The sequence below is a fragment of the Enterobacter cloacae complex sp. IR5458 genome, from assembly GCF_049238025.1.
Classification (GTDB): domain Bacteria; phylum Pseudomonadota; class Gammaproteobacteria; order Enterobacterales; family Enterobacteriaceae; genus Enterobacter; species Enterobacter kobei.
Genome location: NZ_JBMKIF010000013.1, coordinates 16,465 through 41,257 on the forward strand (window position 1 = coordinate 16,465; position 24,793 = coordinate 41,257).

Below are 24,793 nucleotides of genomic sequence, written 5' to 3' on the forward strand. Positions count from 1 at the left end.
ACATGATCCACGTACAAAACGTCAGTAAAACCTTTGTGCTCCACCAGCAAAACGGCGTGCGGCTGCCCGTCCTGCAAAACGCGTCGTTAGAGGTCGGCAACGGCGAATGCGTCGTGCTGCACGGCCACTCCGGCAGTGGAAAATCCACCCTGCTGCGCTCCCTGTACGCCAACTATCAGCCAGACGAAGGCCACATTCATATTCGCCACAACAACGAGTGGGTGGATCTGGTGCAGGCACCCGCGCGTAAGGTACTTGAAGTGCGCCGTTCGACGATCGGCTGGGTCAGCCAGTTTCTGCGGGTGATCCCGCGGATCTCCGCTCTGGACGTGGTGATGCAGCCACTGCTGGATCTCGGCGTCCCGCGTGACACCTGTGCTGCCAAAGCCGCCAGCCTGCTGACACGCCTCAACGTGCCGGAGCGTCTGTGGCACCTTGCCCCATCGACCTTTTCCGGTGGCGAGCAGCAGCGGGTCAACATCGCACGCGGCTTTATTGTCGACTACCCGATTTTACTCCTGGATGAACCCACCGCTTCGCTCGACAGCAAAAACAGCGCAGCGGTGATGGAACTGATCGAACAGGCCAAAGCGCGCGGCGCAGCGATCGTCGGGATCTTCCACGATGAAGCCGTGCGCGAGCGCGTAGCGGACAGACTGCACCCGATGGGGACAAACGTATGATTATCAATAACGTCAGGCTGGTGCTGGAAAACGAGGTCGTGGATGGCTCGGTTGAAATCCAGGACGGCGTCATCCGCGCGTTTGCCGAAACCCGGAGCCGCGCGCCTGACGCGATGGACGGCGAAGGTGGCTGGCTGCTGCCGGGGCTCATTGAGCTGCATACCGACAACCTCGACAAATTTTTCACCCCGCGCCCGAAGGTGGACTGGCCCGCCCATTCGGCGATGAGCAGCCACGACGCGCTGATGGTCGCCAGCGGTATTACCACCGTGCTCGACGCGGTGGCGATTGGCGACGTGCGCGACGGCGGCGACAGACTTGAAAACCTGGAGAAGATGATTAACGCCGTGGAAGAGACGCAAAAGCGTGGCCTCAACCGCGCCGAGCACCGCCTGCATCTGCGTTGTGAACTGCCGCACCACACCACCCTGCCGCTGTTTGAAAAACTGGTGGGCCGCGAGCCTGTCTCGCTGGTCTCCCTGATGGACCACTCGCCGGGGCAGCGTCAGTTCGCCAACATTGAGAAGTATCGTGAATACTATCAGGGCAAATACTCGCTCAACGATGCCGAGATGGCGCGCTACGAAGAAGAACAGCTGGCGCTTGCGGCACAGTGGTCGCAGCCGAACCGTCTCAGGATTGCCGCAATGTGCCGTGACCGCAATATTGCGCTGGCAAGCCATGACGATGCCACGCACGATCATGTGCGTGAATCCCACCAGCTTGGTAGCGTGATCGCCGAATTTCCCACTACGTTCGAAGCCGCAGAGGCGTCACGTCAGCACGGGATGAACGTGCTGATGGGCGCGCCGAACATCGTGCGCGGCGGCTCGCACTCCGGCAACGTGGCGGCAAGCAAGCTCGCCTCGCTCGGCCTGCTGGATATCCTCTCGTCTGACTACTACCCCGCCAGCCTGCTGGATGCGGCATTCCGGGTCGCGGACGATGAGGAGAACCGTTTTACGCTGCCGCAGGCCATTCGCCTGGTGACCAAAAACCCGGCCGCCGCACTCAATCTTCAGGATCGCGGTGAGATTGCCGAAGGAAAACGGGCAGATCTGGTGCTGGCCCACCGCAAAGGCGAGCATATTCATATCGACCACGTCTGGCGTCAGGGAAAAAGGGTGTTCTGATGGGAAGACTTATCTGGTTGATGGGGCCGTCCGGCTCCGGTAAGGACAGCCTGCTGTCTGCCCTGCGGCAGCGGGAACATTCACAGCTGCTGGTGGCGCACCGCTATATTACCCGCGCGGCGAACGCCGGAAGTGAAAACCATATCGCCCTGAGCGAGCAGGAGTTTTTCACCCGCGCCGGGCAAAACCTGCTGGCACTGAGCTGGCACGCTAACGGTTTCTACTATGGCGTCGGCATTGAGATCGACCTCTGGCTGCACGCGGGTTTTGATGTGCTGGTCAACGGCTCACGCGCCCATCTGCCGCAGGCAAAAGCCCGATATGAGGCGGCCCTGCTGCCGATCTGCCTGCAGGTTTCCCCGGACGTTCTGCGCAGCAGGCTGCAAAACCGGGGGCGCGAAAACGCGCGTGAGATTGACCAGCGGCTGGCGCGCGCGGCGCGCTACACCCCTTCAGGCTGCCATGTCCTCAATAACGACGGAAGTTTGCTACAGTCAGTCGAGATCTTTTTATCCCTTATCCGTCAGAAGGAGAAACAGCATGCCTGACTGCCAGCTTCGCCCCGCCACTGCTGATGATGCGCAGAGCGTGTACGCCCTCATCTGCGAACTTAAGCAAGCAGAGTTCGATCACCAGGCGTTTCATGCCGGCTATCTGGCTAATCTGCAGGATCACAATATGCGCTACCAGCTTGCCGAGCTGAACGGGGAAGTCATCGGCATGATCGGTCTGCACATGCAGTTTCACCTCCATCACGCCCGCTGGATCGGCGAGATCCAGGAGCTGGTGGTCATGCCGCAAGCGCGCGGGTTAAAGGTGGGTAGCCAGTTGCTCGCCTGGGCAGAGGACGTTGCACGACAGGCTGGCGCGGAGTTGACAGAACTTTCCACCAGCGTGAAGCGCGTGGACGCCCACCGTTTCTACCTTCGTGAAGGGTATACGCAGAGCCATTTCCGCTTCACCAAACCGCTGTAGAGGTGAGTGATGAGTCTGACCATAACGTTAACCGGCACCGGCGGTGCCCAGCTGGTGCCCGTCTTTGGCTGCGACTGCGCGGCGTGTAGACGCGCGCGTTTGCAGGAAAATTATCGCCGTCGTCCCTGCAGTGCGGTGGTCAAATACAACGATGCGGTCACGTTGCTGGACGCCGGTATTCCACACCTGATGGAGGACTGGCCCGCGGGCAGTTTTCAGCAGTTTTTACTCACTCACTATCATATGGATCACGTTCAGGGGCTGTTTCCCCTGCGCTGGGGCGTGGGTGCAACGATTCCGGTCTACGGCCCACCGGACGACGCGGGGTGTGACGACCTGTTCAAACATCCGGGGATCCTGGATTTCAGTCATACGGTCGAACCGTTTGTGGTGTTTGAGCTACAGGGACTGCGGGTGACTCCGCTGCCCCTCAACCATTCGAAGCTGACGTTTGGCTATCTGCTGGAATCCGCCCACAGCCGCGTGGCGTGGCTTTCAGACACGGCGGGATTACCGGAAAAAACGGTGAAGTTTCTGCTCAACAATCAGCCGCAGGCGATAATCATCGACTGCAGTCATGAACCGCGTGACGAGCCGCCGCGTAACCATTGTGATTTGAACACCGTGGTTGCGTTAAACGAGGTGATTGGCTGTCCGCAGGTGATCCTGACGCACATCAGCCATCAGTTTGACGTGTGGATGATGAACACCCCGCTGCCGAACGGTATCGAAGCGGGGTATGACGGCATGGTGCTGGTACTCGACTGAGTTTTGCCGGGTGGCGGCTGCGCCTTACCCGGCCTACACGCCAGGGTTTTGTAGGCCTGCGTAAGCGAAGCGCCACCAGGCTTTAGCCGCGATCGTAATCGTCTTCTAAACGCCGTTCATCCTCTTCCAGTCGACGCCTGTCGTCATCTAACTGACGTTGACGCTCGTCTAAACGGCGGCGTCTGTCTTCGAGCTGCCGACGGCGATCGTCGTACTGACGGCTGTCGCTTTGACGGCTGCGATCGTAGCGATCGTCGTCGTCATTACGGCTGCTGTCGGGGTTATAAGCATCGTTGATCGCCTGCTGAATGTTGCCAATGGCATCATCAATCACGTCGGCGTGGGCCAGCTGGCTGGTGAGTGACAGCAGACCCAATATCAGAGCGGAAAAGTAACGTTTCATAAGGCCAGACTCACAGGTGGACTGGCGTTAAGGTAATCAACGGCACTGTGCCGGAGTAGCGGAGGAATCTCAAATTACCATCACCTTACGCAGCGCCTGTGCCAGCTGTACGCGGGTAAACGGCTTACGCAGTAGCTGAACGTCCGGCAGCTGAGGGTTATGCGTCGGCCGCAAATCCTGGCCGCTGATCAGCAGCACCGGAAGCTGCGGATAATGACTGCGCACATGGTTAATGACCTCCGCTCCGCTGAGGCTTCCGGGCAGCATCAGGTCGCTGATAAACATGCCAATATCCGGTGATGCCTCCAGCATGCTCAGGGCCTGCTCGCCATTCTCCGCTTCGAGCGTCAGGTAGCCCAGCTGATGCAGCTGCTCACACAGGGTCTGGCGGACATCCGCCTCATCTTCCAGTACCAGCACCAGCCGCTCGCTATCCGGGGAGGTGGTAGCCGGGAGCGTCTCACTTTCAGACACGGTGGAAAACGTCGAGCGCGGCAGATGGAGCCGAACGGTGGTGCCCTGCCCCGGCGCGCTTTCAATCTCCACGCGTCCCCCGGACTGACGCACAAAACCGTACACCATCGACAACCCTAATCCGCTGCCACTTCCGGTCTGTTTGGTGGTAAAGAACGGTTCAAAGACCCGGGATTTCACCTCCTGCGCCATACCGCTACCATGGTCAATGACCTCCAGCGCCACCATATCCTGCCTGCGCCCGTCGCTGCGGGTCACGCGCTGGTTCCATGTACGAATTTTAATGACGCCGCTTTGCCCTTCCATCGCATCGCGGGCGTTCATCACCAGATTGATAATCGCGTTTTCCAGCTGGCCGACGTCTATCCATGCGGACCATGCCGGGGTTTGCGCTTCAATCTCCAGCGTCAGGGTGACAGGCAAGGAGTGGCGCATCAGCTCCCGCAGGTTCTCCAGCAGCGGTTTCATCTCAACGGTATGCGGCGTCAGGGATTGCTTGCGGGAAAATGCCAGCAGGCGCTGGGTCAGCATGGCGCCGCGTTCGGCCGCCTTCAGTGCCCGGGTGATACGCGGCGCGTCTTTTGATTCGGGGTCGGTCAGCTCAAGACTGCCGATGATCACCGCCAGAAGATTATTAAAATCATGCGCCAGCCCGCCGGTCAGCTGTCCGACAGCCTTCATCTTCTGGCTGTGGAGCAACGCTTCTTCCAGTCCCTGACGCTCGATGCGGTCAATCTCCATCTGCGTCGTTTTCTCTTTCAGCAGACGCGTCGTGTGCTCAAGTGAAGCAGTGTTGCGGGCAAAAACGTTAAACGCTCGCGCCAGCTCGCCCAGCTCGTCCCGCCGCTGCAATGCGGGCACCGAGACATCCTGTTCGCCACGGGCAAGGCGCGACATGGCCCGGGAGATAGCCGTCAGGTTGGAGGCCAGGTTACGGTAAATATACCAGCAGGCGCACCCGGTGATGATCAGCGCCAGCACGGCGAAAATGCTGATAAAAACGCTAATGGATTGCAGCTCGTGATGGCTCTGGGCTGTGCGAAGCCGGGAGGCTTGCGCGACCTGTTCAACGTACTGATTGATATCGCTATTCAGTATCGCCACCAGCGCCTTGATGTGGAACATATACCAGCTTATTGCCAGATCGCTCTCTGCCAGCTGCGTCGACAGCGGGGCAAGCTTACGCAGCTCGGCGTTAAAGTCGGGCAGCACAACGTTGACCGCAGGCTGCGTCGCGCGCTGGGGCAACATCGCCGTCACCGTATCCAGCTGCTGTATCGTGGCGCGTGGTGAAGGGGTTTCGATGGCGGCGGCGATCAGCCTGTCCATTTCCATCAGCAGCTGCGCATCCGGAACATCGCCGCCAGTACGGCGGTTGATGTCCTGCAGATGACGCAGGTAACTCTGGCTCTGGTAGAGCGAACTGAGCAGCGCGTTACGCTCCAGATGGCGTCGCTGCCCGCGCTCCAGCATCCCCGTCACGCCTTGCTGTAATTCATTGCTTCTCTGAATAATCCGCGCCACCAGCGCCGGCTCCAGCTGCGCCAGCGGCGCATCGGCCAGCTGCTCCAGCGAGCGGCGCAATGCCGTTTGCATCTGCTTTAACCGCTCCGCCTCGCCTTTGTACTCCAGCGATCCGACTACCTGCGACAGCCGCACCGCCGCCGTCGCCACGTTAGCCGTATCGCGAGCGAGGTTCATGCTGCCGGTCATGTCATCCAGCGTTTGCTGCTGCACCTGCTCCTGGATCTGGCTGGCATGACGGAAGCCAAGCACCGCCACGCCGCTGACCATCAGCGTGACCGCAACAACCAGCAGATTGAACATCAGCAGGCGGCCACGTGCACTGGTAAAAAACGGGGGGCGTGATGACATCTCTTTAGGCTCCTTAGCGGTCTGATGCCCTCACCCTGGCCCTCCCCCACGGGGAGAGTGAAAAGAGAAATGTGACGGCGGTTAGCTATTCATAACTATGACAAATATGAACAGCTTCTGACATTTTGCATTTACGCACCTGTGATGAAGTGCAGATATCGACATTCACAGGAGATCCGCCATGAGCAGAACCCCGGTTTTAGAGATGCGCGGCATAGCCAAAACCTTTGGCAATTTCCACGCGCTCAAGGGCGTGGATTTGACGGTTTTCCCCGGTGAGATCCACGCGCTGATGGGCGAAAATGGCGCGGGCAAAAGCACGCTGATGAAAATCCTCGCAGGTGCCTACACTGCCACTCGCGGTGAGATCCTGATCGACGGACAGCCGTTTCACATCAAAGGGCCGAAAGATGCCCTGGCCGCAGGCATTACCTTGATTTACCAGGAGATGCAGCTCGCCCCCAATCTGACCGTGGCGGAAAACATTTTCCTCGGCAGCGAACTGTCGCGCGGCGGGCTGGTTCAGCGTAAAGAGATGGCCGCCCAGGCGCAGGCGGTGATCGATCGCCTCGGCGCCCAGTTCAGCGCCACCGATCGGGTGATGAAGCTGACCATCGCCGAACAGCAGCAGGTAGAAATTGCCCGCGCGCTGCACCGCAACAGCCGCATTCTGGTGATGGACGAACCCACCGCTGCCCTCTCTTCCCGCGAAACCCACCGCCTGTTTGAACTGATTCTGCGCCTGCGCGATGAAGGCATGGCGATTATCTATATCAGCCACCGCATGGCGGAAGTGTATGAACTCTCTGACCGCGTCAGTGTTCTGCGTGACGGGCAGTACGTCGGCAGCCTGACGCGCGACAAGCTCAACGCCTCCGAGCTGGTGAAAATGATGGTGGGCCGCCCCTTAAGCGATCTGTTCAACAAAGAGCGCGATATCCCTCTCGGCAGCCCGCGCCTGAACGTCCACCACCTTACCGACGGTAAAAAAGTGCGGCCGTGCAGTTTACAGGTCCGTTCCGGCGAAATCGTCGGGCTGGCCGGGCTGGTCGGGGCCGGACGCTCCGAGCTGGCGCAGCTGATTTTCGGCGTGCGCAAAGCCACGGGCGGCATGATTGAGGTGGACGGCGAGCCGGTGGTGATCCACTCCCCGCGCGCGGCCATTGAAAACGGGATCGGTTTTCTCACCGAGAACCGTAAGGAGCAGGGGCTGTTTCTGGAGCTGGCGGCGCAGGAGAACATCACGATGGCGACGCTGGAACGCGATGCCACCTTCGGCATGCTGAACCGCAAAAAAGCCCAGTCCATTTCCGATGACGCTATCGCCCTGCTCAACATTCGTGTGCCTCATTCACAGGTACGCGCGGGCGGACTGTCCGGCGGTAATCAGCAAAAACTGCTGATCTCGCGCTGGGTGGCGATAGGCCCGCGCATTCTGATTCTGGACGAACCCACCCGCGGCGTGGACGTTGGCGCGAAAAGCGAGATCTACCGCATCATGAACCAGATGGCGCGTAAGGGCGTGGCGATTTTGATGATCTCCAGCGAACTGCCGGAAGTGGTGGGCATGAGTGACCGGGTGTACGTGATGCGCGAAGGCAGCATTGCGGGTGAACTCCACGGGCGCGATATCTCTCAGGAAAACATCATGACGCTGGCAACCGGCGTGGACGACACACATCATCAGGCGGTGTAATTATGACAACTCCAACCCATCCGCAGCAGGTGGCGAAATCCGCCTCCGCCAAAAAAATGCTGATGAGCGATCTGATGCAAACGATCGGCATTTTACCTATTTTAATTCTGATCGTGGCGGTATTTGGCTTTATCGCCCCTAACTTCTTCACCGAGAGCAACCTGCTCAACATCACCCGTCAGGCGTCGATCAACATCGTGCTGGCAGCGGGGATGACCTTCATCATCTTAACCGGTGGGATTGACCTCTCCGTGGGGTCGATTCTCGGTACTACCGCCGTTGCGGCAATGGTGGTGTCGCTGATCCCGGAATTCGCCGGACTTTCTATTCCGGCGGCGCTGATGCTCGGCATGGTGCTGGGGCTGTTCAACGGCGCGCTGGTGGCCTTTGCCGGGCTACCGCCGTTTATCGTCACGCTCGGTACCTATACGGCGCTGCGCGGCGCGGCCTACCTGCTGGCAGACGGCACCACGGTGATCAACTCGAACATCAACTTCGAGTGGATCGGCAATAACTACCTCGGTCCCGTGCCATGGCTGGTGGTCATTGCTTTGGCGGTCATTGCTATCTGCTGGTTTATCCTGCGCCGCACTACGCTGGGCGTTCACATCTACGCCGTGGGCGGCAACATGCAGGCGGCGCGCCTGACGGGCATCAAAGTCTGGATGGTACTGCTGTTTGTCTACGGCATGAGCGGGCTGCTCTCCGGCCTCGGTGGCGTGATGAGCGCCTCACGCCTTTACAGCGCCAACGGCAACCTCGGTACCGGCTATGAGCTGGATGCGATTGCGGCGGTGATCCTCGGCGGTACCAGCTTCGTCGGCGGGATCGGCACGATCACCGGCACGCTGGTGGGGGCATTGATTATCGCCACCCTCAACAACGGCATGACGCTGATGGGCGTCTCCTACTTCTGGCAACTGGTGATCAAAGGGGCGGTGATCATCATTGCGGTGCTGATCGACAAATACCGTACCCGACACCATCAAAGTGCATAACAACAAAACCCTACAGCTTCGAGGAATACAATATGCGTTTAAAACCGTTAGTGACCGCGCTCTGTGCTGGCGCGCTGCTTGCCGCAACGCCGTTTGCGCAGGCGAAAGATCTGAAGTCCATCGGCGTGACGGTGGGTGACCTGGCCAATCCGTTCTTTGTGCAGATCACCAAAGGTGCCGAGCTGGAAGCGCGCAAGCTGGCGGGCGATAACGTCAAAGTGACGCTGGTCTCCAGCGGTTACGATCTCGGTCAGCAGGTGGCGCAGATCGATAACTTTATCGCCGCGAAAGTGGACATGATCATCCTCAACGCCGCGGATTCCAAAGGGATCGGCCCGGCGGTGAAACGCGCGAAGGATGCCGGGATCGTGGTCGTGGCGGTTGACGTGGCGGCGGAAGGTGCCGATGCGACCATCACCTCCAATAACACCCAGGCGGGCGAAATGGCCTGTAAGTACATTACCGACCGCCTGAAAGGCAAAGGCAATGTGGTGATCATCAACGGACCACCGGTCTCAGCGGTGCAAAACCGTGTGGAAGGTTGCCAGATGGAATTCAAAAAACATCCGGATATCAAGGTGCTCTCGGATAACCAGAACGCCAAAGGCAGCCGTGAAGGCGGTCTGGAAGTCATGACCTCTCTTCTGGCGGCCAATCCGAAGATCGACGGCGTATTCGCGATTAACGATCCTACCGCGATCGGCGCCGATCTGGCGGCAAAACAGGCGCAGCGCAATGAATTCTTCATTGTGGGCGTGGATGGCAGCCCGGATGGTGAAGAAGCGCTGAAGCGGGAAAATTCCCTGTTTGTGGCAACCCCGGCACAAGATCCGCAGGTGATGGCGGCAAAAGCGGTCGAGATCGGCTACGACATTCTCCAGGGTAAACCGGCACCGAAAGAACCGGTGCTGATCCCGGTGACGATGATCGATAAAAAGAACGTCGGTACCTATAAAGGATGGACGGTTAAGTAACCCCTCAGCCTAAACCCTCTCCCCTTTGGGGAGAGTGGGTGGCAAAAAACGCTGGCCGGGCTGCAGGCTTTTATTCGCGAGGGCAATTAATTTAACAATAATTGCGATTTTTCATTACAGTTCTATGAATTTTACATTCCCGAACTACACTCTCTCCATCTGGCATATTCGGCGTGGGCAGCACTCTGTCCGCACGCTTTTCCGAAATGAGATAGAAAGAGGACAAGGGAAAAATGTTCGCAGCCATCATCATCGGTATTTTCATTATTAGCGTTATTTACGCGCATTCACGCGGGAAAGAAAAACAGACGCTGTCTCGTCAGTTGTTCGACCATTCGACGTTCATGGCACCCATCAATATGTTTATGACGGCTTTCTCTTCCCTGCCCGCCAGGCAGGCTTTCTTTGAGACAGAGCGTTTCCCTGAATTAAAAACGCTGACGGAAAACTGGCAGGTTATTCGTGAAGAGGCTGTGCGTTTACAGGATCATATAAAGGCGGCGCAAAATAATAACGACGCTGGCTTTAACACCTTTTTTAAACGCGGCTGGAAACGTTTTTATCTGAAATGGTACGCCGACGCTCACCCTTCTGCGCAAGCGCTTTGCCCTGTGACCACGCAACTGGTGAGTCAAATTCCTTGCGTAAAGGCGGCGATGTTTGCCGAACTGCCTGCGGGGGCAAAGCTGGGCAAGCATCGCGATCCCTATGCAGGCTCGGTTCGCTATCACCTGGGCTTATCTACCCCGAATGACGATCGCTGCTTTATTGAAGTGGACCAGCAGCGCCATAGCTGGCGCGATGGCGAGGCCGTCATTTTTGATGAGACTTACGTTCACTGGGCAGAAAATAAAACCGATCAAACGCGCATTATTCTTTTCTGTGATATCGAGCGTCCGATGAAGTGGCGCTGGGCACAGGCAGTTAACCATTGGGTAGGGACGACGCTGATGTCTGCAGCCAGCTCACCCAATGATGAGAAGGACCGCACTGGCGGCATTAATCGCATTTTTAAATATGTTCATGCGGGGCGCGAACGCGGACAGCGTCTTAAAAAACGAAATCGTAAAGCCTATTATGCCCTCAAGTACCTGTGCATCAGCGCCATTTTTGCCGCCCTTCTTATTCCGGCGATAACATAGACCTTATGCCGCCTGTTCGGGGCGGCTAACATCGGTGGCAAATACATACCCCAGTCCACGAATGGTTTTAATGAGCGCAGGCTGATGCGGATTGGCCTCGATTTTCCGGCGCAGACGCATTATCAGCACGTCAATAGTCCGGTCAAACACCTCCGTGCTTTCGCTGTGGGTGAGTTCCAGCAGTTGATCGCGGCTGAGTACCCGGCGGGCATTTTGCGTAAGCGCCAGCAGCAGGCCATATTCCCCCTGGGTCAACGGCACGACGTTACGCTGCGGATCAATCAGTTCACATCGGGAGGTATCCAGCGTCCAGTTGTCGAAGGTTATCCCCGCTACGCGTGGCATCGGCGTTTCTGCGGCCAGCACGCCGGTCCGACGCAGGACCGCTTTAACCCGGGCAACCACCACGCGCGGATTAAACGGTTTGCCAATATAGTCGTCGGCGCCCATCTCCAGCCCCACTACCACGTCGGATTCACTGCCCAACCCGGTTAACATGATCACCGGTAGCGCCGGACGCTGCTTTTGCAACTGCAGCAAAACCTGTAACCCATTGATATCCGGCAGCATCATATCCAGCAGGACAAGGGCGATCTCCGGCGTCTGTTGTACCCGGCCCGGCACATCCTGGCCGTTATGGCAGACAAGCACGTCAAAGACGTGTTCACTCAGCACATCCTGCAGCAGTTCGCACACTGCCAAATCGTCATCAACCACCAGAATCGCCGGTTTCATCATATGCTTCCGTCAGGGGATTATGTTAAGTCTGAACCATTCTGCCGTCGGCTCCAGTGAAAGAGCGTTTTCCGTGACGGAAATTCAACCCATGTCACATACCCTGCCCACTCGACACGTCAATTTTGACGATGGTCTGCTTTTCGTCAGGGTTGCCGGCAGGAATACGCCGTAAAGCGCGTAATTACCCCTACTAAAAACATGGCATAGAAGCTGCATTAGTCGGTGCGAAAGATTCGATTAACTGGAGCAGACTGATGAAAAAAGTCGTCACGGTTTGCCCTTATTGTGCCTCAGGTTGCAAGATCCACCTGGTGGTCGATAACGGCAAAATCGTCCGGGCGGAGGCCGCACAGGGGAAAACCAACCAGGGCACGCTGTGTCTGAAAGGGTATTACGGCTGGGATTTTATCAATGATACCCAAATCCTCACCCCGCGCCTGAAAACCCCTATGATCCGCCGCGAGCGCGGTGGCAAGCTGGAAGCCGTCAGCTGGAACGAGGCGCTCGATTACGTCGCCACGCGCCTCAGCGCCATCAAGGCCAAGTACGGCCCGGATGCGATTCAGACGACCGGTTCCTCACGCGGGACAGGGAATGAAACCAACTATGTGATGCAAAAATTCGCACGCGCCGTTATTGGAACCAATAACGTCGACTGCTGCGCTCGCGTCTGACACGGCCCATCGGTTGCAGGTCTGCACCAGTCGGTCGGTAACGGCGCAATGAGTAATGCCATCAACGAGATAGACAACACCGATCTGGTGTTTATTTTCGGCTATAACCCGGCGGATTCTCACCCTATCGTCGCGAACCATGTTATTCGCGCCAAACAGAACGGGGCGAAAATCATCGTCTGCGATCCGCGCAAAATTGAAACCGCGCGCATTGCGGATATGCACATTGCATTGAAAAACGGCTCGAATATCGCGCTGTTGAATGCGATGGGGCACGTCATTATTGAGGAGAATCTGTACGACCAGGCGTTTGTGGCCAGCCGCACGGAGGGCTTTGAAGAGTATCGTAAAATTGTCGAAGGCTATACGCCAGAGTCCGTTGAAGCGATAACCGGCGTCAGCGCACAGGAGATCCGCCAGGCCGCACGCATGTACGCCGGGGCGAAAACCGCCGCCATTCTGTGGGGCATGGGCGTGACCCAGTTCTACCAGGGCGTGGAAACCGTGCGTTCGTTGACCAGCCTCGCCATGCTGACGGGTAACCTGGGCAAGGCCCACGTCGGCGTCAACCCGGTACGTGGCCAGAATAACGTCCAGGGGGCCTGCGATATGGGCGCGCTGCCGGATACCTATCCAGGATATCAGTACGTCAAATTCCCGGAAAACCGCGAGAAATTCGCGAAAGCCTGGGGGGTCGAAAGCCTGCCGGAACACACCGGCTATCGCATCAGCGAGCTGCCGCACCGTGCGGCGCACGGTGAAGTGCGTGCGGCCTACATCATGGGTGAAGATCCGCTCCAGACCGATGCCGAACTCTCTGCGGTACGTAAAGGGTTTGAGGATCTGGAGCTGGTGATTGTCCAGGACATCTTCATGACCAAAACCGCGGCGGCGGCGGATGTGATTTTACCGTCGACGTCATGGGGTGAGCATGAAGGCGTCTACACGGCGGCTGACCGCGGTTTCCAGCGCTTCTTCAAAGCGGTCGAACCGAAGTGGGATCTGAAAACCGACTGGCAGATCATCAGCGAAATCGCCACCCGTATGGGCTACCCGATGCACTACAACAACACTCAGGAGATCTGGGACGAGTTGCGGCATCTGTGCCCGGACTTCTACGGTGCCACCTATGAAAAAATGGGTGAGCTGGGGTATATCCAGTGGCCATGCCGCGATGAGTCGGAAGCCGACCAGGGGACGTCATACCTCTTCAAAGAGACGTTCGACACCCCGAACGGGCTGGCGCAGTTCTTCACCTGCGACTGGGTCGCACCTGTCGATAAACTCACCGAGGAGTATCCGATGGTGCTCTCCACCGTGCGCGAAGTGGGCCACTACTCCTGTCGCTCAATGACCGGGAACTGCGCCGCGCTGGCCGCGCTGGCAGATGAACCCGGCTACGCGCAAATCAACACTGCCGACGCGGAACGCCTGGGTATTGAGGATGAGGCGCTGGTATGGGTGAACTCGCGCAAAGGGCGAATCATCACCCGTGCGCAGGTGAGCGATCGTCCCAACAAAGGAGCGGTCTATATGACCTACCAGTGGTGGATTGGTGCCTGTAACGAACTGGTGACGGAGAATTTAAGCCCGATAACCAAAACGCCGGAGTATAAATATTGTGCCGTCAACGTGGAGCCCATTGCGGATCAACACGCTGCCGAACAGTATGTGATTGACGAATATAACAAGCTGAAAGCCCGACTGCGTGAAAGCGCAATGGGTTGAAGCGGGTAATTAATTAATGAACAAAGGGAGTGATATATTCACTCCCTTTTTTTATTTCCGCCACCGCGATTATACTGCGCGGCGTGTACCCAGAAGATAAGAATCCATGAAAGCCATTTTTCTGTTGTTATTCTTTATAACCTCGTTCGCCTGCGCGGATGAGATAGGCAGCCAGTATCTGAAGCAGGCGGAAGCGGGCGATGCCCGCGCCCAGTATTATCTTGCTGATACCTACTTCAGCTCGGGGGACCGCACACAGGCCGCGCGGTGGGCCGAAAAAGCCGCAAAAGGTGGCGATGTCGATGCCATGGCGCTGTTGTCGCAAATTCACTTTACGCAGGGGGATTACGCGCAGGCCAAGGCTCTGGCGCAGCAGGCAAACATTGCAGGCAGCAAACGCGGCGCGATCATGCTGGCGCGCGTGCTGGTCAACACTCAGGCCGGTCAAACCGACTATCCCCAGGCCATTAAGCTCCTGCAAACGGCGACTGAAGATATCGACAACGATTCGGCGGTAGACGCGCAGCTGCTGCTGGGGCTGATCTATGCCAACGGCGTTGAGGTGGCTCAGGATGACGTGCGGGCCGCGTCGTGGTTCAAGCGAAGTTCTACCCTGTCGCGAACGGGCTATGCGGAGTACTGGGCGGGGATGCTGTTCAGACAGGGCGAGAAAGGGTTTATCACGCCGAACATGCAGAAAGCGCTTTACTGGTTGAACCTGAGCTGTACGGAAGGGTTTGATACGGGATGTGAAGAGTTTGATGCGTTGAGCGGGGAGTAAAGCGCCGGGTGGCGGCTTCGCCTTACCGGGCCTACAAAACCCGTAGGCCCGGTAAGCGCAGCGCCACCGGGCATAAGATGTTACCGATCGGCCGTCTTATCAAAACGCCCCAGCACCTCGCGTTCATACGCCAGCGCTTTTTTACGGTCGAATTTGTGTTCCCACTTGGCGATAACCAGCACCGCCAGGGCATTCCCCACCACGTTCAGCGCCGTACGCGCCATATCGAGGATACGGTCGACACCGGCGATAAACGCCAGACCTTCCAGCGGAATACCCACGCTGCCCAGCGTCGCCAGCAGCACCACGAACGAAACGCCCGGTACGCCTGCAATACCTTTAGATGTCACCATCAGGGTCAGCACCAGCACGATCTCCTGCCACAGCGACAGGTCAATGCCATACAGCTGCGCAATAAAGATAGCGGCGATACTCTGGTACAGCGTTGAACCGTCCAGGTTGAAAGAGTAGCCGGTCGGCACCACGAAGCTGGTGATAGAGGCAGGCGCACCGTAAGCCTCCATCTTCTCAATAATGCGCGGCAGCACGCTCTCAGAGCTTGCCGTGGAGTACGCCAGAATCAACTCATCTTTCAGGATACGGATCAGGATCCAGATGCTCAGCCCGCACAGGCGCGCCACAATGCCCAGCACCACCAGCGCAAAGAACAGGATGGCGAAGTGCACCAGGATCACCAGCTTCGCCAGCGGCCACAGGGAGGCAAAGCCGAAGTTTGCCACGGTCACCGCAATCAATGCGAACACCCCAACCGGCGCGTAGCGCATCACCATGTGGGTCACTTTGAACATGGTTTCGGAGATGGAGCGGAAGACGGTGACCAGCGGTTCACGGTGCGTGGCAGGCAGCGAGGAGAGCCCCAGGCCAAACAGCACCGAGAAGAAGATTATCGGCAACATCTCGCCTTTCGCCATCGACGCCACGATATTGGTCGGCACCAGTGAAAGGATCGTGCCCATCAGGCCGTGCGCATGGCTCTGCACTTCCGCCGTTGTGCTTTGGTATTTCGAAATATCCACCGTGGCCAGCTGCGACATATCTATCCCGGAACCTGGCTGGAACACGTTTGCCAGGGTAATCCCCAGAATAATCGCAACCGTAGTGATCACTTCGAAATAGAGAATGGTTTTCGCACCGATACGGCCTAACTGTTTCGCGTCACCGACCCCGGCAATGCCGACCACCAGCGTCGAGATCACAATCGGCACCACGATCATCTTGATCAAATGAATAAAGATATCGCCCGCCGGGGAGAGCAGGTTGGCAATCAGCCATTCGCGGCTGTCGCTATGATAGTGGAGATAACTGCCCAGCAAGATGCCCAGCACAAGGGCTAGCAAGATCTGCCAGGCCAGGCTGACTTTAACGTTTTTCATAGAAACTGACTTCCTCAATGAAATCTCCGCACCAGCAAAACTGCATGAATATGGAGACATACTGAAAGGGTATGAATTGTGTTGCGTTGGTTTATGGGATTTTTTAACGCGGCGTATGAGTATCATTTGCGCGACCTGTTGCGCAAGCCTTAAAGAACGACGCATTTCACTGGAAAATGACGGTATAACGCGAGTTTGTCATTATCCTGATAAATAACCATTTGTTATAAAAACGCTTTTTTAAATCTAAATGCGAATAATCGTCAGGCTGAATTATTTCCCTTCAAAGTTTCATTCGCTCGTTTTTCAACCTCTTCAAACAATGCGTGATCTGTAGCCCAAATAATAAACAAAGCTTGTAAAGCCCCTACTATTAACGTTTTTGCGACATATTATTAACATCTTACAAGGAGAAAAAAAGCCATGAGCCAAATACATAAACACGACATTCCCGCAAACATTGCGGACCGTTGCCTGATCACCCCGGAGCAGTACCACGAGAAATATCAGCAATCAGTTTCCCACCCTGACGCCTTCTGGGGCGAGCAGGGACACATCCTTGACTGGATCAAACCTTATCAGAAGGTGAAAAACACCTCCTTTGCGCCCGGCAACGTCTCCATTAAATGGTATGAAGATGGCACGCTGAACCTGGCGGCGAACTGCCTGGATCGCCATCTTGCCGAACGCGGGAATGAAACCGCCATCATCTGGGAAGGCGACGATGCCTCACAGAGCAAACACATTACCTATAAAGAACTGCATCGCGACGTCTGCCGTTTCGCCAACGTCCTGCTGGAAAAAGGCATTAAAAAGGGCGATGTGGTGGCTATCTATATGCCAATGGTGCCGGAAGCCGCGGTTGCTATGCTGGCCTGCGCGCGTATCGGCGCAATTCACTCGGTTATCTTCGGCGGGTTCTCGCCGGAAGCCGTTGCAGGCCGTATTGTCGATTCCAGTTCAAAACTGGTGATCACCGCCGATGAAGGCGTGCGCGCCGGACGCGGTATCCCGCTGAAGAAAAACGTCGATGAAGCGCTGAAAAACCCGAATGTCAAAACGGTCAGTAACGTTATCGTGCTGAAGCGTACCGGCGGCAAGATCGACTGGAACGAGGGACGTGACCTGTGGTGGAGTGACCTGATCGAGAAAGCGAGTGACCAGCATCAGCCGGAAGAGATGAATGCTGAAGATCCGCTGTTCATTCTTTACACCTCCGGTTCAACCGGTAAACCGAAAGGCGTGCTGCACACCACCGGCGGTTATCTGGTTTATGCGGCCACGACCTTTAAATATGTTTTCGACTACCACCCGGGCGACATCTACTGGTGTACCGCCGACGTGGGCTGGGTGACCGGGCATAGCTACCTGCTCTACGGCCCGCTGGCCTGCGGTGCCACCACGTTGATGTTTGAGGGCGTGCCAAACTGGCCGACCCCGGCGCGTATGTGTCAGGTAGTCGACAAGCACCAGGTCAACATTCTCTACACCGCGCCAACGGCGATCCGCGCGTTAATGGCGGAAGGCGATAAGGCCATCGAAGGCACTGACCGCTCTTCGTTGCGCATCCTCGGTTCCGTGGGTGAACCCATTAACCCCGAAGCCTGGGAGTGGTACTGGAAGAAAATCGGCAATGAAAAATGCCCGGTGATGGACACCTGGTGGCAGACCGAAACCGGCGGCTTCATGATCACCCCTATGCCTGGCGCCACACAGCTGAAGGCCGGTTCTGCCACGCGCCCATTCTTCGGCGTACAGCCTGCGCTGGTGGATAACGAGGGCAACCCGCTGGACGGGGCCACCGAAGGCAACCTGGTGATCGTCGACTCGTGGCCAGGCCAGGCGCGTACCCTGTTCGGCGACCACGAACGCTTTGAGCAGACCTATTTCTCGACCTTTAAAAACATGTACTTCAGCGGCGACGGCGCGCGCCGTGATGAAGACGGTTATTACTGGATCACCGGTCGCGTGGATGACGTGCTCAACGTTTCTGGCCACCGTCTGGGGACGGCTGAAATTGAATCGGCGCTGGTGTCGCATCCGAAAATTGCTGAAGCCGCCGTTGTCGGGATCCCGCACAACATCAAAGGCCAGGCGATTTACGCTTACGTCACGCTGAACCACGGCGAGGAGCCATCACCCGAGCTGTACGCCGAGGTGCGCAACTGGGTACGTAAGGAGATCGGCCCGCTTGCTACGCCGGACGTGCTGCACTGGACCGACTCGCTGCCGAAAACCCGCTCCGGCAAGATTATGCGCCGTATCCTGCGCAAAATCGCGGCGGGGGATACCAGCAACCTCGGTGATACCTCAACGCTCGCGGATCCTGGCGTGGTGGAAAAACTGCTCGAAGAGAAGCAGTCCATCGCAATGCCTTCCTAGTTTTTTCTCCCTCTCCCTGTGGGAGAGGGCCGGGGTGAGGGCATCAGACCGCACCTTCCTCTCCCCTCACCCTAACCCTCTCCCCAAAGGGGAGAGGGGACTAAAAACAAACCAACCTTACCTTTGGAGACTCTGTGATGAATGACCATATTTGTCAGCAGATAGAGAATAGTGCGCACTACAGGGAGCTCGTCGAAAAACGGCAACGGTTTGCCTTCATCCTTTCTATCATCATGCTGATTATCTACGTCGGCTTTATTATGCTGATCGCCTTTGCTCCGCACTGGCTGGGCACCCCGCTGCACGCGGGCACCAGCGTCACGCGCGGCATTCCTATTGGCATTGGCGTGATTGTGATCTCCTTCTTACTGACCGGCGTGTACGTCTGGCGCGCGAACGGTGAATTCGATCGTCTCAACAGAGCGGTACTGCAAGAGGTAAAAGCATCATGAAGCGGATCCTGACGGCGCTTGCCGCCACACTTCCTTTTGCCGCCCACGCGGCGGATGCCATCACCGGCGACGTTCAGCGTCAGCCGACTAACTGGCAGGCGATTGTGATGTTCCTGATTTTCGTCCTGCTGACCCTGTACATCACTTACTGGGCGTCGAAGCGCGTGCGCTCTCGTAATGATTATTACACCGCGGGCGGCAACATTACCGGTTTCCAGAACGGGCTGGCGATAGCGGGCGACTTTATGTCTGCCGCCTCGTTCCTCGGGATCTCCGCGCTGGTTTATACCTCCGGCTACGACGGCCTGATCTACTCCCTGGGCTTCCTCGTCGGCTGGCCGATCATCCTGTTCCTCATTGCCGAGCGCTTGCGCAACCTCGGGCGCTATACCTTCGCTGACGTGGCCTCCTATCGCCTGAAACAGGGGCCCATTCGTACCCTCTCCGCCTGCGGTTCGCTGGTGGTGGTTGCGCTATACCTGATTGCGCAGATGGTCGGGGCAGGTAAATTGATCGAACTGCTGTTCGGTCTGAACTACCACATCGCCGTGGTACTGGTTGGCGTCCTGATGGTGATGTACGTCCTGTTCGGCGGCATGCTGGCGACCACTTGGGTACAGATTATCAAAGCGGTCCTGCTGCTGTTCGGCGCCAGCTTTATGGCCTTTATGGTGATGAAGCACGTCGGGTTCAGCTTCAATAACCTGTTTACCGAAGCGATGGCGGTTCATCCAAAAGGAGAGGCAATCATGAGCCCCGGCGGGCTGGTGAAAGATCCGATATCCGCACTCTCCCTCGGTCTCGGCCTGATGTTCGGTACCGCGGGCCTGCCACACATTCTGATGCGTTTCTTCACCGTGAGCGATGCGCGTGAAGCGCGTAAGAGCGTCTTCTACGCCACCGGCTTTATGGGTTATTTCTACATCCTGACCTTTATCATCGGCTTTGGCGCGATCATGCTGGTAGGGGCAAACCCGGCGTTTAAAGACGCGGCGGGTGCGCTGATTGGCGGCAACAACATGGCGGCGGTGCATCTGGCCGACGCGGTGGGCGGTAACCTGTTCCTCGGCTTTATCTCTGCCGTGGCCTTCGCCACCATCCTTGCCGTGGTAGCGGGACTGACGCTGGCCGGTGCCTCTGCGGTCTCGCACGACCTCTACGCCAACGTGTTCCGTAAAGGGGCAAGCGAACGTGACGAGCTGAAAGTCTCTAAGATCACCGTGCTGGTGCTGGGTGTGGTCGCCATTTTGCTCGGTATTCTGTTCGAGAAGCAGAACATCGCCTTTATGGTGGGGCTGGCCTTCTCGATTGCGGCGAGTTGTAACTTCCCGATCATTCTGCTCTCCATGTACTGGTCAAAACTGACCACCCGTGGGGCGATGATTGGCGGCTGGCTGGGGCTGCTGACGGCGGTGATCCTGATGATTCTGGGCCCGACCATCTGGGTACAGATCCTCGGTCACGAAAGCGCCATTTTCCCGTATGAGTATCCGGCGCTGTTCTCGATTGCCGTGGCGTTTATTGGTATCTGGGTCTTCTCGGCCACCGACAACTCGCCGGAAGGTAACCTGGAGCGTGAGAAATTCCGCGCCCAGTTTATTCGCTCCCAAACCGGCCTGGGCGTTGAACAGGGCCGCGCACACTAAGCTTTTCTCCCCGGTCTCTCAGGCCGGGGAGTTTAAAACATCACCCATGCCACCAGCGGTGCGATTAGCACCATCGTCACGCCAGAGAGCATCATCACCAGACTTGCCACCACGCCTTCCTGCTGACCCAGCTCATACGAACGCGCCGTACCTGCGCCATGAGACGCCGCGCCAAACCCTGCCCCTTTCGCCATCCCCTCCCGAATAGAAAGCCGCAAAAAGAGCATATCGCCCACCGCCATGCCAAAGACGCCCGTCACGACCACAAACAGCGCCACCAGATCCGGCTGCCCGCCAAGCGGTTTAGCCGCTGCCAGCGCAAACGGCGTCGTCACCGAACGCACGGCCAGGCTGCGCTGAATTTCATCGGGCAGCGTAAACAGCCGCGCCAGCCAGACCGAGCTACACACCGCCACCACCGTGGCAGTCAGAACGCCTGCGCTAAGCGACATCCAGTGGCGTTTAATAATATTCAGGTTGTCGTACACGGGAACGGCAAAGGCGATGGTGGCCGGGCCGAGCAGCCACAGCAGCCAGTGGGATTCTCCAATGTAGTTCTGCCAGGAAATATGGCCGAAGACCAGCATGAGCACCAGCAGGATGGGGGTGAACACCAGCGGCATGAGCGGCAGCGCGCGAAAGCGGCGGTACAAACGCTTGTTGGCAAAGTAGATTACGATGGTCGCAATCAGACACAGCACGCTTATCTGAACGTTAGTCATGCTTCTGCCTGCTGATTTCAAAGCGATAGACTTTATCCACCACCCAGGCAGTGGCGCCCAATACCATCAGCGTACTCAGGGCGATAACCGCGAAGATGCGCCAGCCGTCGACCATCAGCAGCTGGGCATAGTTCACCACCGCGACCACCGCAGGCACGAAGAACAGCAGCATCTCCGCCAGCAGCCAGCGCGCGCCGGCTCGCACCCAGCTAAGGGGCAACGCGCGACAGAGGATCAGCGTTAGCATTAGCACCATCCCGACCAGGTTGGCGGGTAAAGGCAGGTGCAGCCAGTCGACAAGATATTCCGCGAAAACAAACAGTCCGGCATAGAGCAGTACCTGAACCGGTACCTGGAGTCGTTGCACAACGGCAGGCGTAACACGACTTAACGCCACGGCCATGGGGGTTTTCCTCAAAATTGAGACGAGGCGCCAGTATAGTGAGCGCACGTCAGGGACAGAAATGAATTAAAATCATCGAAGGTATAGTTTCGAGGAATAATCATGGACATAAGAACGCTGCGCTATTTTGTCGAGGTGGTTCGCCAGCAAAGTTTTACCCGCGCAGCGGAGAAGTTGTTCGTTACCCAGCCGACCATCAGCAAGATGCTGAAAAACCTTGAGGACGAGCTGAACTGTACCCTGCTGCTTCGTGACGGACGCAAGCTGCTGCTGACGGATACCGGGCGCGTGGTCTTCGAGCGCGGGCTGGCGATTCTGGCTGAGTTCCGCCAGCTTGAGGCTGAGCTTGCGGATATCAACCACCTTACCAAAGGGCTATTACGTCTTGGCATTCCGCCGATGGTCGGCATGATGATGGCCGGGCCGATTAGCCTCTTTCGTCAGCGCTACCCCGGCGTTGAGCTAAAAATTTCTGAATTTGGCGGCCTGACCGTCCAGCAGGCCGTGATGAACGGCGAGCTGGATGTGGCGATGACGGCCCTCCCCGTAGAGGAAGAGAGCGGTCTGGCGACGCTGCCGCTGTTCAGCCATCCGCTGTGCGTGCTCGTACCGCGCTCCGGTGACTGGCTGAAAATTGACTCGGTGAAACCCGAACTGCTCGGCGAACATCCGTTGCTGATCTACAACGAAGACTTCGCCTTAAGCCGCCAGCTGATGACGCTGTTTAACCAACATAATGTGAAGCCACGCATTGCGGTGCGCAGCGGTCAGTGGGATTTTCTGGCCGCGATGGTTCAGGCTGGCGTGGGGATTGCCATTCTGCCGCAGCCGATTTGCGAGCGGCTGGATAAAAATACGCTTCGCTGGGTCCCGCTGGAGAGCGAGCTGCACTGGCAGTTAGGGATGATCTGGCGTGAAGGGGTGTATCTGTCGCATAGCGCACAGGCATGGCTGCAGTGTTGTGAGGGGTTTTGGGTGCAGTCTGAATAGTGCCGGGTGGCGGCTTCGCCTTACCCGGCCTACGATTCGAATGTAGGCCCGGTAAGCGCAGCGCCACCGGGCAAAAGCGCGCTACTGATTCTCTATCAACAACGCTTCCAGCAAATCCAGATCGTGCAGCAGCTTTTGCAGCGTCTCGTTGCTGATCTGCCGCGTGGCACGCAGATGGTACAGCTCGGCACGCTCTGAACGCAGCGCCGCCAGGCGGAACCGGCGTTCCAGGTTTTCCTCCTGCAGCGAGCTTTCCACGTCATTACGTCCGTCAGCCCGACGGCGCAGGTTACCAATCACGCGGGAACTCACTTCCGTCAGCAGCTGATTATCGATGTTCTCGTCTGTATCCGCCGCCAGACGCTCTTCCATTTTCTGAATAGCGACTATCGCCACTTCGGCGGTAGCCGCACGCGCAATACGCTCCTCTTTATGCTGTTGGGTCGAATCCCCGGCGTCAATGTGCTGCAGTAAAATCGGCAGCATCACCACACCCACGAACAGCGAGAAGAGGATCACGCCTGCCGCCAGGAACACCAGCTCGTAGCGCGCCGGGAAGACATCGCCCGTCGGCAGCAGCAGCGGAATAGAGAGCACACCGGCAAGGGTGATCGCCCCACGCACACCAGCGAAAGAGGCAATCAGCAGCTCGCGTGTGGTCCAGGAGCCAAACTCCATCGGCTTTTTCGTCAGGAAGCGCACGCTGAATTTCTTCATCGTCCAGAGCCAGCCAAAACGCACCAGCATCAGTGCCATGTAGATCAGCACGATGTCGGTAAACAGCATCCAGACTTCAACGTTCGGATCGGCCTCTGCCGCAATCAGCGAGGACTCCATAATGCCCGGCAGTTGCAGGCCCAACAGCAGGAAAACCATGCCATTAAACACGAATTCCAGCATCGCCCAGGTGCTGTTGGCACGCAGACGCATTGCCAGCGGCGCGCGGCGCATCACGCCGGAGCGGGTAATGGTCATCCCTGCCGCTACCGCCGCCAGAATGCCCGATACGCCAATATGTTCGGCAATCAGGTAGGAGGCAAACGGCAGCAGGAACAGCAGTACGATTTGCGTGGCGGGTTCATCACCGCCCCAGCGGCTGAGGAAGCGCAGGGAGCGACCATACAGCCAGCTCACCACAAAGCCCGCGAGGATACCGCCAATCGCCACTTTGAAGAATTCCAGCGTCGCGCCGCCAATGGTAAAGACCATCGTCCCCATGGCAACCGCCACGGCAAACTTCAGGGCGACCAGACCAGAGGCGTCATTCATCAGCGCCTCGCCCTGCAAAATCCCCATGATTTTCTTCGGAATACGACCTTCACCCACAATGCCGGAAAGCGCCACGGCATCGGTTGGCGAGAGCACGGCGGCCAGCGCAAAGGCGGGGATTAACGGGATACCCGGTACGGCCCAGTAAATCAGGAAGCCAATCCCGACGACGGTGACGACGACCAGCGCCAGCGCCAGGCCGAAGATCTCTCGCCCGTGCTCAAGGAATTCGCGCGTGGGCGTTTTCCAGCCATCAGCAAACAGCAGTGGCGGAATAAACAGCACGAGGAACAGTTCGGGGTCAAATTCCACGTGCAGGCCAAACGTCGGCCACGCCAGCAGCGCGCCGATGGCAATTTGCATTAATGGCAGGGGGACCTGAAAGGGCAGTACGCGTGTAACCACCCCGGATAATGAGACCACAAGGGTCATGATGAGTATTGTGAAGAAGATTTCCATGCGTTCCCTGTTTGCTGTGTTACTTATGTACTAC

Annotated in this window: 22 protein-coding genes; 15 read left to right on the forward strand and 7 right to left on the reverse strand. The window is 57.5% G+C overall.

The window, feature by feature from the left end; all coding sequences use genetic code 11:
• The first annotated feature begins 2 nt into the window (after positions 1 to 2).
• From phnL to phnP, 5 genes are read left to right on the forward strand one after another with little or no spacing between them, the layout of a single operon-like run.
• Positions 3 to 683, forward strand: a complete 681-nt coding sequence (gene phnL, locus ACOTYN_RS12450; RefSeq protein ID WP_014882179.1) for a phosphonate C-P lyase system protein PhnL — start codon at positions 3 to 5, stop codon at positions 681 to 683.
• Positions 680 to 1,816 (forward strand): alpha-D-ribose 1-methylphosphonate 5-triphosphate diphosphatase, encoded by a 1,137-nt coding sequence (phnM, locus tag ACOTYN_RS12455; RefSeq protein WP_014882178.1) that lies wholly within the window; start codon positions 680 to 682, stop codon positions 1,814 to 1,816. Before phnL ends, phnM begins: the two co-directional genes overlap by 4 nt.
• The gene (gene phnN / locus ACOTYN_RS12460; RefSeq protein WP_032637724.1) at positions 1,813 to 2,364 is read left to right on the forward strand and encodes a ribose 1,5-bisphosphokinase; all 552 of its coding nucleotides are present in this window, start codon (positions 1,813 to 1,815) and stop codon (positions 2,362 to 2,364) included. Before phnM ends, phnN begins: the two co-directional genes overlap by 4 nt.
• Entirely contained in the window at positions 2,357 to 2,791 is a 435-nt protein-coding gene (gene phnO / locus ACOTYN_RS12465; RefSeq protein ID WP_063944075.1) for an aminoalkylphosphonate N-acetyltransferase, read from the forward strand. The genes phnN and phnO overlap by 8 nt, the downstream gene beginning before the upstream one ends.
• A 9-nt stretch (positions 2,792 to 2,800) precedes the next feature.
• Positions 2,801 to 3,559 carry a phosphonate metabolism protein PhnP gene (gene phnP / locus ACOTYN_RS12470; RefSeq protein WP_071922689.1) on the forward strand — a complete coding sequence of 253 codons (759 nt, stop codon included), beginning with the start codon at positions 2,801 to 2,803 and terminating at the stop codon, positions 3,557 to 3,559.
• 82 nt (positions 3,560 to 3,641) lie between these two features.
• Here phnP and yjdP read toward each other — a convergent pair whose 3' ends face one another.
• Positions 3,642 to 3,962, reverse strand: coding sequence for a DDRRRQL repeat protein YjdP (gene yjdP, locus ACOTYN_RS12475; protein ID WP_014882174.1), 321 nt, complete (start codon positions 3,960 to 3,962; stop codon positions 3,642 to 3,644).
• 69 nt (positions 3,963 to 4,031) lie between these two features.
• Positions 4,032 to 6,311 (reverse strand): hybrid sensor histidine kinase/response regulator, encoded by a 2,280-nt coding sequence (locus tag ACOTYN_RS12480; protein WP_071922690.1) that lies wholly within the window; start codon positions 6,309 to 6,311, stop codon positions 4,032 to 4,034.
• 181 nt (positions 6,312 to 6,492) lie between these two features.
• Here ACOTYN_RS12480 and ACOTYN_RS12485 point away from each other — a divergent pair, with 181 nt between their 5' ends.
• From ACOTYN_RS12485 to lpxO, 4 genes are all read left to right on the forward strand, one after another.
• Positions 6,493 to 8,007 (forward strand): sugar ABC transporter ATP-binding protein, encoded by a 1,515-nt coding sequence (locus ACOTYN_RS12485; RefSeq protein WP_014882172.1) that lies wholly within the window; start codon positions 6,493 to 6,495, stop codon positions 8,005 to 8,007.
• Between the two features lie 2 nt (positions 8,008 to 8,009).
• Entirely contained in the window at positions 8,010 to 9,005 is a 996-nt protein-coding gene (locus tag ACOTYN_RS12490; RefSeq protein WP_014882171.1) for an ABC transporter permease subunit, read from the forward strand.
• A 32-nt stretch (positions 9,006 to 9,037) separates the two neighbouring features.
• Positions 9,038 to 9,979 (forward strand): ABC transporter substrate-binding protein, encoded by a 942-nt coding sequence (locus ACOTYN_RS12495; RefSeq protein ID WP_014882170.1) that lies wholly within the window; start codon positions 9,038 to 9,040, stop codon positions 9,977 to 9,979.
• A 233-nt stretch (positions 9,980 to 10,212) separates the two neighbouring features.
• Positions 10,213 to 11,121, forward strand: a complete 909-nt coding sequence (gene lpxO, locus ACOTYN_RS12500; RefSeq protein WP_071922691.1) for a lipid A hydroxylase LpxO — start codon at positions 10,213 to 10,215, stop codon at positions 11,119 to 11,121.
• 3 nt (positions 11,122 to 11,124) lie between these two features.
• On the opposite strand, the gene ACOTYN_RS12505 is transcribed toward lpxO, so the two are convergent.
• Positions 11,125 to 11,856: a response regulator gene (locus ACOTYN_RS12505; protein ID WP_032637732.1), complete on the reverse strand. Its 732-nt coding sequence runs from the start codon at positions 11,854 to 11,856 to the stop codon at positions 11,125 to 11,127.
• A 257-nt stretch (positions 11,857 to 12,113) separates the two neighbouring features.
• On the opposite strand from ACOTYN_RS12505, the gene fdhF reads away from it, so the two are divergent.
• Together fdhF and ACOTYN_RS12515 are read left to right on the forward strand one after the other, a co-directional pair.
• Positions 12,114 to 14,261, forward strand: a complete 2,148-nt coding sequence (gene fdhF / locus ACOTYN_RS12510; RefSeq protein ID WP_081367688.1) for a formate dehydrogenase subunit alpha — start codon at positions 12,114 to 12,116, stop codon at positions 14,259 to 14,261.
• 106 nt (positions 14,262 to 14,367) lie between these two features.
• Complete coding sequence (locus ACOTYN_RS12515) at positions 14,368 to 15,042, forward strand: tetratricopeptide repeat protein (RefSeq protein WP_332957888.1); 675 nt, start codon at positions 14,368 to 14,370, stop codon at positions 15,040 to 15,042.
• Between the two features lie 80 nt (positions 15,043 to 15,122).
• On the opposite strand, the gene gltP is transcribed toward ACOTYN_RS12515, so the two are convergent.
• The gene (gltP, locus tag ACOTYN_RS12520) at positions 15,123 to 16,436 is read right to left on the reverse strand and encodes a glutamate/aspartate:proton symporter GltP (RefSeq protein WP_014882165.1); all 1,314 of its coding nucleotides are present in this window, start codon (positions 16,434 to 16,436) and stop codon (positions 15,123 to 15,125) included.
• A 423-nt stretch (positions 16,437 to 16,859) separates the two neighbouring features.
• Here gltP and acs point away from each other — a divergent pair, with 423 nt between their 5' ends.
• The 3 genes from acs to actP all read left to right on the forward strand — a co-directional run bounded on the left by acs (position 16,860) and on the right by actP (position 20,916).
• Positions 16,860 to 18,818 carry an acetate--CoA ligase gene (gene acs, locus ACOTYN_RS12525; protein WP_023331810.1) on the forward strand — a complete coding sequence of 653 codons (1,959 nt, stop codon included), beginning with the start codon at positions 16,860 to 16,862 and terminating at the stop codon, positions 18,816 to 18,818.
• Between the two features lie 137 nt (positions 18,819 to 18,955).
• Positions 18,956 to 19,270 carry a DUF485 domain-containing protein gene (locus ACOTYN_RS12530; protein WP_014882163.1) on the forward strand — a complete coding sequence of 105 codons (315 nt, stop codon included), beginning with the start codon at positions 18,956 to 18,958 and terminating at the stop codon, positions 19,268 to 19,270.
• Complete coding sequence (gene actP / locus ACOTYN_RS12535) at positions 19,267 to 20,916, forward strand: cation/acetate symporter ActP (protein ID WP_014882162.1); 1,650 nt, start codon at positions 19,267 to 19,269, stop codon at positions 20,914 to 20,916. The genes ACOTYN_RS12530 and actP overlap by 4 nt, the downstream gene beginning before the upstream one ends.
• Positions 20,917 to 20,948: 32 nt before the next feature.
• On the opposite strand, the gene ACOTYN_RS12540 is transcribed toward actP, so the two are convergent.
• Complete coding sequence (locus tag ACOTYN_RS12540; RefSeq protein WP_014882161.1) at positions 20,949 to 21,638, reverse strand: LrgB family protein; 690 nt, start codon at positions 21,636 to 21,638, stop codon at positions 20,949 to 20,951.
• Entirely contained in the window at positions 21,631 to 22,041 is a 411-nt protein-coding gene (locus tag ACOTYN_RS12545; protein WP_014882160.1) for a CidA/LrgA family protein, read from the reverse strand. Before ACOTYN_RS12545 ends, ACOTYN_RS12540 begins: the two co-directional genes overlap by 8 nt.
• Before the next feature lie 102 nt (positions 22,042 to 22,143).
• Here ACOTYN_RS12545 and ACOTYN_RS12550 point away from each other — a divergent pair, with 102 nt between their 5' ends.
• The gene (locus tag ACOTYN_RS12550; RefSeq protein ID WP_058690668.1) at positions 22,144 to 23,031 is read left to right on the forward strand and encodes a LysR family transcriptional regulator; all 888 of its coding nucleotides are present in this window, start codon (positions 22,144 to 22,146) and stop codon (positions 23,029 to 23,031) included.
• An 81-nt stretch (positions 23,032 to 23,112) separates the two neighbouring features.
• On the opposite strand, the gene ACOTYN_RS12555 is transcribed toward ACOTYN_RS12550, so the two are convergent.
• Entirely contained in the window at positions 23,113 to 24,759 is a 1,647-nt protein-coding gene (locus ACOTYN_RS12555) for a Na+/H+ antiporter (RefSeq protein WP_014882158.1), read from the reverse strand.
• Positions 24,760 to 24,793: the final 34 nt, after the last annotated feature.

What these genes read in the sequence shown, in the direction of transcription:
- phnL (WP_014882179.1), top strand. Translation starts at nt 3, where the DNA reads ATGATCCACGTACAAAACGTCAGTAAAACCTTTGTGCTCCACCAGCAA.
- phnM (WP_014882178.1), top strand. Translation starts at nt 680, where the DNA reads ATGATTATCAATAACGTCAGGCTGGTGCTGGAAAACGAGGTCGTGGAT.
- phnO (WP_063944075.1), top strand. Translation starts at nt 2,357, where the DNA reads ATGCCTGACTGCCAGCTTCGCCCCGCCACTGCTGATGATGCGCAGAGC.
- phnP (WP_071922689.1), top strand. Translation starts at nt 2,801, where the DNA reads ATGAGTCTGACCATAACGTTAACCGGCACCGGCGGTGCCCAGCTGGTG.
- yjdP (WP_014882174.1), bottom strand. Translation starts at nt 3,962, where the DNA reads ATGAAACGTTACTTTTCCGCTCTGATATTGGGTCTGCTGTCACTCACC.
- ACOTYN_RS12480 (WP_071922690.1), bottom strand. Translation starts at nt 6,311, where the DNA reads ATGTCATCACGCCCCCCGTTTTTTACCAGTGCACGTGGCCGCCTGCTG.
- ACOTYN_RS12485 (WP_014882172.1), top strand. Translation starts at nt 6,493, where the DNA reads ATGAGCAGAACCCCGGTTTTAGAGATGCGCGGCATAGCCAAAACCTTT.
- ACOTYN_RS12490 (WP_014882171.1), top strand. Translation starts at nt 8,010, where the DNA reads ATGACAACTCCAACCCATCCGCAGCAGGTGGCGAAATCCGCCTCCGCC.
- ACOTYN_RS12495 (WP_014882170.1), top strand. Translation starts at nt 9,038, where the DNA reads ATGCGTTTAAAACCGTTAGTGACCGCGCTCTGTGCTGGCGCGCTGCTT.
- lpxO (WP_071922691.1), top strand. Translation starts at nt 10,213, where the DNA reads ATGTTCGCAGCCATCATCATCGGTATTTTCATTATTAGCGTTATTTAC.
- ACOTYN_RS12505 (WP_032637732.1), bottom strand. Translation starts at nt 11,856, where the DNA reads ATGAAACCGGCGATTCTGGTGGTTGATGACGATTTGGCAGTGTGCGAA.
- ACOTYN_RS12515 (WP_332957888.1), top strand. Translation starts at nt 14,368, where the DNA reads ATGAAAGCCATTTTTCTGTTGTTATTCTTTATAACCTCGTTCGCCTGC.
- gltP (WP_014882165.1), bottom strand. Translation starts at nt 16,436, where the DNA reads ATGAAAAACGTTAAAGTCAGCCTGGCCTGGCAGATCTTGCTAGCCCTT.
- acs (WP_023331810.1), top strand. Translation starts at nt 16,860, where the DNA reads ATGAGCCAAATACATAAACACGACATTCCCGCAAACATTGCGGACCGT.
- ACOTYN_RS12530 (WP_014882163.1), top strand. Translation starts at nt 18,956, where the DNA reads ATGAATGACCATATTTGTCAGCAGATAGAGAATAGTGCGCACTACAGG.
- actP (WP_014882162.1), top strand. Translation starts at nt 19,267, where the DNA reads ATGAAGCGGATCCTGACGGCGCTTGCCGCCACACTTCCTTTTGCCGCC.
- ACOTYN_RS12540 (WP_014882161.1), bottom strand. Translation starts at nt 21,638, where the DNA reads ATGACTAACGTTCAGATAAGCGTGCTGTGTCTGATTGCGACCATCGTA.
- ACOTYN_RS12545 (WP_014882160.1), bottom strand. Translation starts at nt 22,041, where the DNA reads ATGGCCGTGGCGTTAAGTCGTGTTACGCCTGCCGTTGTGCAACGACTC.
- ACOTYN_RS12550 (WP_058690668.1), top strand. Translation starts at nt 22,144, where the DNA reads ATGGACATAAGAACGCTGCGCTATTTTGTCGAGGTGGTTCGCCAGCAA.
- ACOTYN_RS12555 (WP_014882158.1), bottom strand. Translation starts at nt 24,759, where the DNA reads ATGGAAATCTTCTTCACAATACTCATCATGACCCTTGTGGTCTCATTA.